The sequence below is a fragment of the Bradyrhizobium uaiense genome (assembly GCF_010811875.1).
GTDB lineage: Bacteria > Pseudomonadota > Alphaproteobacteria > Rhizobiales > Xanthobacteraceae > Bradyrhizobium > Bradyrhizobium uaiense.
The window spans coordinates 39,795-46,434 of sequence record NZ_VKHP01000041.1 but is presented as its reverse complement, the minus strand read 5'-3'; the positions used below and the strand labels follow the sequence as shown (position 1 = coordinate 46,434).

Genomic DNA, 6,640 nt, shown 5'->3' with positions numbered 1-6,640 from the left:
GGATCTGGAAGGGCACGGCGATCTGCGGGGTGCCCGGCGAGGTCTCGCGCGCGATGCTGCGCGGCTGGCACGCCAACAATGGCGCAGCCCTCGGCGATCTCAGGCTCGGCTTCGTCTGCACCAAGCAGAGCGTCGACGGCCAGGACGGGCTCGAGGGCTATTACTACCAATACGATCATCCGCTCGAGCTCGACCAGCGCCTTGTGTTCGCGCGCCATCTCGAGGCGCCGCTGTTCGATTCGAAGACCGCGCCGGCGTTGCCGGTCGACAGCTGGCCGAAGCCGCGGCTGGAGAAGGCCTATCGCAACTACGCGATGGAATATGTGAAGACGGCCGCGCCCGTCATCGTGCAGGTGTTCGGGCCCGAGGATGCGAGCTATCTGCTGCATCTCACCGGCAAGCTGATTGGCATGCAGTATTTCGACGAGGTCGCGCAGTCGCTCGGCGGCAGCCGTGGCCGCGCCACGGAATTTGCCGCATTCCTGCGCACTCTGTTCGAGTCACAGGACGACGTCGCCGAGATCAGCGAATCCGAGGGCCAGTTCGAAATCCGCCAGCAGGGCTGGAAGCTGATGGCCGATGTCGCCGATTATCATCCGGCCTGCGCCAGCGTGCTGACAGGTCTGCTTGAAGGGCTGGCGGCCGGCTGCGGACGGCACATTCCGGTGTATCTGAAGCCGAATAGCAGCGCCGGCGCGCCGTTCGTCTGGTCGGTCGGCTAGATCAGAGGTTCATCTGGGTTCACCTGCAATCGCGCAGGCCCCCCTTGCGTCCCGCGCACGTGGATTTCGCCGCTGCCATGGTAGGGAAACACCATGGCGCGGCTCCCAGACTGCGCGCGTGGGAGTAGAAATGTCCGACCTCGGCCTCGCCGAAATACCTGTCGACGAACAAGAGCGGCCGCTGCCGCCGCCGGTCACCAGACCGGCGCGCAACGCGCTGCTCGACGGGCCGATCCTGCGCACGCTGTTGTGGCTGGCGTGGCCGAACGTGATCGCGCTGTCCGCCGGCACCTGCGTGGTGATCGCGGAGACGTCCTATATCGGCCGGCTCGGCGTCGAGTCGCTCGCGGCGATGGCGCTGCTGTTTCCTTGCGTGATCCTGACCATGACGATGTCGGGCGGCGCGATGGGCGGCGGCGTCGCATCCGCGATCGCGCGTGCGCTCGGTGCCGGCGAGATCGAGCGTGCCTCGACGCTCGCCATGCATGCGCTGATGATCGGCCTGACCTTCGGTTTGACGTTCATGTTCGGCATGCTGATCTTCGGTCCGCGCCTGCTCGAATTGCTCGGCGGCCGCGGCAACGTGCTGGCACAGGCGATCGCCTATTCGCAGATCTTCTTCGGCGGGGCGATCCTGCCGTGGCTGATGAACACGATGGCCGGCATCCTACGCGGCACCGGCAACATGAAGCTGCCGTCGACCATGATCCTGTCCTCGGCGGTGTGCCAGATCATTCTCGGCGGCACGCTCGGGCTCGGTCTCGGGCCGGTGCCGCAGTTCGGCATGCGCGGCGTCGCCGCGGGTTCGCTGATCGCCTATTCGATCAGCATCAGCGTGATGGGCTGGTATCTGTTCTCGGGCCGCGCCCGCGTGAAGCCGAAGTTGAAGGGGCTGCGCGTGCAATGGGCGATGTTCATCGACATCCTCAGGGTCGGCGCGGTCTCCTGCTTCTCGCCGCTGCAATCGGTTTTGACGATCTCGATCTTCACCCACATGCTGGCGCAGTTCGGCACCGCGGTGCTCGCGGGCTACGGCATCGGCGCGCGGCTCGAATTCATGCTGACCTCGGTCGCGTTCGCGGTCGGCATCGCCTCGGTGCCGATGATCGGCATGGCGGTCGGCGCCGACCGCGTCGCGCGTGCCCGGCGCATCGCCTGGACTGCGGGTACGCTGTCGTTCCTTTCGGTCGGCATCGTCGGCAGCTTCATCGCCGTGTTCCCCGACCTCTGGGTCAATCTGTTCACCAGCGATCCGCATGTGCGGGCGACCAGCCATCAGTACCTGTCGACTGCTGCGCCGATGTACGCTTTCATCGGCCTTGCGATGTCGATGTATTTCTCCTCGCAGGGCGCGGCGAAGGTGCTGGGTCCGGTGCTGGCGCAGACCGCGCGGCTGATCTTCATCGGCACCGGCGGCTGGTGGCTCTCGACGCATGAGGCGAGTGCGCAAAACTTCTTCACACTCGCCGCCGCCTCGATGGGTGTGCTCGGCGTGCTGTCCTGCCTCAGCGTGATCCTGACGCGCTGGGGCAAGTCAGCACCGGTCGCAGAAGTGCAGCCGGCGCTGTCGTGAGCCTATTAGATCCGTCATCCTGAGGAGCCGCGAAGCGGCGTCTCGAAGGATCGACGGCCCCGCTGCTTCGGCGCTCGCTCCTGGAAGCAGCCGGGCTGTCGCCCTTCGAGACGGCCGCTTCGCGGCCTCCTCAGGGTGACGGGCACGGTCTGATTGCGTGGCCGGTCGTGCAACCCAACAGCTTACGCCGCGTCCTCTCCCCTGGCCGACCGGGCCTGCGCGGCCTGCATCGCGGCCGCGCCGAGGTCCATCTGCGCGTCCATGTAGGGCGCGATCTCGTGCGGCAGCACGTCGGCGATCCACACCACCCGACAGCGTGTTTCGCCCTCGGCGAACACCTGCACCGAGGCGGAATGCTGCTTCAGCCGCTCGCTGGTGATCGCGTAGACCAGCCGTCGCCGCTTGTCGTCGCAATCGACCAGCGTTTCGCGCGCCACGGAGCCGTTGCTGAAAGTGACGGTGCGGACGTCGCCGTCGAGCTGCGTGTCGGTGACGAAGCCCGGCACCAGCCGGGTATGCAGCGCGCCGAAATCGCGCAGTGCGTCCCAGACCTGGTCGGCCGGCGCGTCGATCGGGATGTCCTTGTGGATGGAAGCCATGGAGTTGGGTCCTTCGATAAATGGTGAATCTGTCATTGCGAGGAGCGAAGCGACGACTTGTCCGCCGAAGCCTTGGCGAAGGCGGAAGCAATCCATGCTTCCTCGCATGCGGCGCTATGGATTGCTTCGCTCCGCTCGCAATGACGGCGGAGTTTGTGGGGTGCTAGGTGCTCACCGCCTCGACATTGTTGCCGTCGGGGTCGAGCAGGAACGCCGCGTAGTAGGTCGGGCTGTAATCCTTGCGATGGCCCGCCGCGCCGTTGTCCTTGCCGCCGGTCTTGAGGCCCTCGGTATGGAAAGTCTTGATGGCGTCGTGGCTCGGTGCGCGGAACGCGATATGCGCGCCGCCTTGGCTCTTGCCCTTGTGCAGATGCAGCCAGAGCGCGGGCTCGCCCTTTGGGCCGAAACCCGCGCCGCTGTCGTCACGCGAGCAGAGCACGAAGCCGAGCGGCGCCAGCACCGCAGTGTAGAAGCGCACGCTGGCGTCGAGGTCGCTAACGCGCAATCCGATGTGGTCGTACATGATGGGATCTCCAGTCGTTGGGCGCGTCGATCGACGCGCGGACCGGACGAACCCTAGCTATTGCAGCGCAAGACGTTCTTGGAGAATCTTGCGGTCGCCGCGCGAGGCCTGGCGGAATTTCAGCGGCGAGGCACCGGCGGCGCGGTGGAAGCTGCGCACGAAATTGGAGAGATCGCCGAAGCCGACGTCATAGGCGATGTCGGTGATCGGGCTGTCGTCGTCGACCAGCCGCCGCGCCGCATGGCGCAGCCGCGAGCGCACGAGATATTGATGCGGAGTGACGCCGAGCACCGCGGAGAACAGCCGCAGGAAATGGAATGTGCTTAAGCCCACCTGCTCGGCGGCATCGTCGAGATCGATCTGATGATGCGAATTGCCGTCGATCCACAACGCGGCCTCGACGGCCCGGCGGCGATCGCGCAGGCTCGCGGTGAGGGGCCTTGCCTTGCGGTCGGACACCAGTGCGACAAGGCGGCTGGCGAGGAGGTGACCGACCTCGTCGAGCCCGACATCGCTGTTGCCACCTGCCGCCGTTTGGGCGAGCTCTCCGATCACCATTAATTCGGGCAGCGGCGGCACCGAGCCGACCTGCCAGACCGCCGCATGGTCGCCGATCGTCTCGACCAGCTCCGGCTCCAGGAAGAACGACAGGCATTCGTCGCCGACCACATGGTCGTGCGTGCAGGTGTATTCGTCGCCGGGATGGCCGACCAGGATCGAGCCTGCCACCAGCTCGTGGAAGCGGCCGCGGCAATGGCAGCCGAAGCTGCCGCTGCGCACATAGGACACGGAATGGCAGGCGAATTGCTCGGCGAACGGCTTGTCGCCGGGCTCTGCCGTGCAGCGAAATTCGTTCACCGTGATGCGATCGCGCTGCAACAGCGTGGTGTGGGTCATGCCCTGTGATCTAGGCTTGCGGGCGGGGCCGCGCAACGGGCAGCAGCACGTCAAACAGGGTCTTGCTGGTGGTCGGCTGGGCGCCTTCGATCGAGAGTAGCCGCCGCTTGGAGACGCTGCCGCCGTTCGGCGAGATCCGGTCGGCATAGTGGCCGGCCTCGAGCACACGGTGGCAGGGCACGATGATCATGAAGGGGTTGCGGCCGAGCGCCTGCGCCACCGAATAGACCGCGCGGGACGCGCGCAGGGCGCTCGCGACCTCGTCATAGGTCCGGGTCTCGCCGCGGGGAATGGCGCGGACAGTCTGATAGACGCGCTGGTCGAAGGCGGAGACGCCGCTCATGTCGAGCGCAACGCCGCCGAGATCGCCATTGCCGCCGCGCAAGGTGGCCGCGATGCCCTCGATCGCGACATCGACCTCCTCGGGAGGCCGCATCTCGCGGGCATCGGGGTAGAGCTGGAATAGCCGCTTGCGGGTTTCGATTTCGCGGAGCTCGGGAAGCTGGACACCGGCGACGCCACCTTCGCCCCATGCGATGCCGCATCGGCCGATTGCCGTGTCGAAAATGGTGTACCCACGCACCGCCATGACGCCACCAACCCCCACGCGCGATCATAACAGCGCCGCGGTCCAGCGCATCTGGAATCTTGACGTTTAGTTAAGCATGTTGCGGCCGGCCTGTGTGACCCCGCCGACGTCCAGTCACGCATCCTCCAGTCACGCATCTTAAAGGCTTTGCCCGCTATCTGGACGCCAGCATGCTGCTCCAAAAGACGATCGGCGGAACGATGACGGGCACGAGCGTCGAGCCAGCGCCCGGCAGCGCGGGAATGGTCGGGCGCGCGAGCGGGCGTGTTCACCCGCTCGTTGCGGTGCTGTTATTGGCGCTGGTCATACGCGTTGCGGCCGCGGCCTGGCCCAACGTGATGTATCCCGACGAGATCTTTCAGTATCTCGAGCCGGCGTGGCGGATGCTTGGCCATGACGGCATCCTGACGTGGGAATGGCGCGACGGCATTCGCGGCTGGTTCCTGCCGACATTGCTGACCGGGCCGGTCGCCCTTGGTGATGCGATTGCGCCTCATGGTGCTGGTGCCTTTCTGGTGCCGCGTCTGGTCGCCGCGTGTGCGTCGCTATCGATCGTCGTCAGCGCCTGGTTCTTCGGCGCGCGGGTCTCGCGAACCCATGCCGTCGTCGCAGGCTTCGCCGCTGCGGTCTGGTTCGAATTGATCATGTTCGCGCCGCACACGCTGGGCGAGCCGTTGGCGACAGCGCTGATCGTGCCGGCGGCGTTGTTGGTCACCGATCATCCGTCGCAGCGGCGCCTTGCAATCGGCGGTGCCTTGCTTGCGTTCGCCTTTGTCTGCCGTTTTCAACATGCGCCCGCGATCGCCGTGCTTGCCGTCGGCGCCTGCTGGACGCGTTGGCGAAACCTGATTCCGCTGGTCGCCGGCGGGCTCGTTGCGCTGTTGCTCGCCGCCGCAATCGATCTTGCCCACGGTGCGGTGCCGTTCGCCTGGTTGATCGCGAATATCAAGGAAAACCTTGTGCATGATCGCGCCACCGGATTCGGCGTGACCCCGCCTGCGGCGTATCTCATCAATTTCCTGATCGTATGGTCGGCTGCGATCGTGCTGCCGCTCGCGGCGATCTGGCGCGGCTGGCGGCACGCACCGCTGCTGCTGGCGACAGCGCTCGCCAACCTCGTCTTCCACAGCCTGATCGCGCACAAGGAAGACCGCTTCGTCTTCCTGTCGGTGGCGCTGTTCATCATCGTCGCGGCGCTGGGGTCGGCGGATTGGGTGCAATCGCTGCGCACCAACGACAAATGGCGCCGCGGGGCGTTGCCGGTCGTCCTGGGCGGCTGGGCGCTGCTCTCGGTGGCGCTCGCCGGCGCCAGCGAGGAGATGCGCGACTATTGGGCGCGCGGCGTCGGCGCGGCGGAGCTCGCCGCCAAATTGCGCAGCGATCCGCAGATGTGCGGCCTTGCGCTCTACAACGTTCGTTTCCAGCTGTTGCCGGGGCGGGAACGATTGGTCGGCCCGGTGCCGCTCTATGTGCTTGCGCCGGCCGATCCGCTCGCCGAGCTCATCCTGCCGCCGCTGTTGCAGGCGACCAAGCCGGCCTTCAACCGCATCCTTGCGCGGCCCGAGGCGGCGGGTGACTTGCCGGCGGACTTTTCACGGCAGAGCTGCGCCCATGTCGGCATCGCCGATGCCTGCATCTACGCGCGTAGCGGTAGTTGCGACGCGTCTGCCGCTGCACCCTTCGTCATCAATGACGCGCTCGTGAGAATGGGCCACTAGCGGCGATAGCAAGGCGATC

The 6,640-nt window shown here is 66.3% G+C and carries 7 protein-coding genes; 3 read left to right on the top strand and 4 right to left on the bottom strand.

All coding sequences use genetic code 11. From position 1 onward, the window contains the following. Together FNJ47_RS13000 and FNJ47_RS12995 are read left to right on the top strand one after the other, a co-directional pair. Positions 1 to 722, top strand: a 722-nt coding sequence (locus FNJ47_RS13000) for a hypothetical protein (RefSeq protein ID WP_163153571.1), incomplete at its 5' end; no start/stop codon positions are given. Positions 723 to 852: 130 nt separating this feature from the next. Continuing rightward, positions 853 to 2,295 carry an MATE family efflux transporter gene (locus FNJ47_RS12995; RefSeq protein ID WP_163153569.1) on the top strand — a complete coding sequence of 481 codons (1,443 nt, stop codon included), beginning with the start codon at positions 853 to 855 and terminating at the stop codon, positions 2,293 to 2,295. Positions 2,296 to 2,477: 182 nt separating this feature from the next. On the opposite strand, the gene FNJ47_RS12990 is transcribed toward FNJ47_RS12995, so the two are convergent. The 4 genes from FNJ47_RS12990 to FNJ47_RS12975 form a co-directional block, all read right to left on the bottom strand. After that, a complete protein-coding gene (locus FNJ47_RS12990; RefSeq protein WP_163153567.1) occupies positions 2,478 to 2,894 on the bottom strand; it encodes an SRPBCC family protein in 417 nt (138 codons plus the stop codon). Positions 2,895 to 3,057: 163 nt separating this feature from the next. Further along, complete coding sequence (locus FNJ47_RS12985; RefSeq protein WP_163153565.1) at positions 3,058 to 3,417, bottom strand: VOC family protein; 360 nt, start codon at positions 3,415 to 3,417, stop codon at positions 3,058 to 3,060. Positions 3,418 to 3,474: 57 nt separating this feature from the next. Continuing rightward, positions 3,475 to 4,314, bottom strand: a complete 840-nt coding sequence (locus FNJ47_RS12980) for a helix-turn-helix transcriptional regulator (RefSeq protein ID WP_163153563.1) — start codon at positions 4,312 to 4,314, stop codon at positions 3,475 to 3,477. Between the two features lie 10 nt (positions 4,315 to 4,324). Beyond that, positions 4,325 to 4,903 carry a methylated-DNA--[protein]-cysteine S-methyltransferase gene (locus tag FNJ47_RS12975; RefSeq protein WP_163153561.1) on the bottom strand — a complete coding sequence of 193 codons (579 nt, stop codon included), beginning with the start codon at positions 4,901 to 4,903 and terminating at the stop codon, positions 4,325 to 4,327. A 170-nt stretch (positions 4,904 to 5,073) separates the two neighbouring features. On the opposite strand from FNJ47_RS12975, the gene FNJ47_RS12970 reads away from it, so the two are divergent. Beyond that, positions 5,074 to 6,621: a glycosyltransferase family protein gene (locus FNJ47_RS12970; RefSeq protein ID WP_163153559.1), complete on the top strand. Its 1,548-nt coding sequence runs from the start codon at positions 5,074 to 5,076 to the stop codon at positions 6,619 to 6,621. The last annotated feature ends 19 nt before the right edge of the window (positions 6,622 to 6,640 follow it).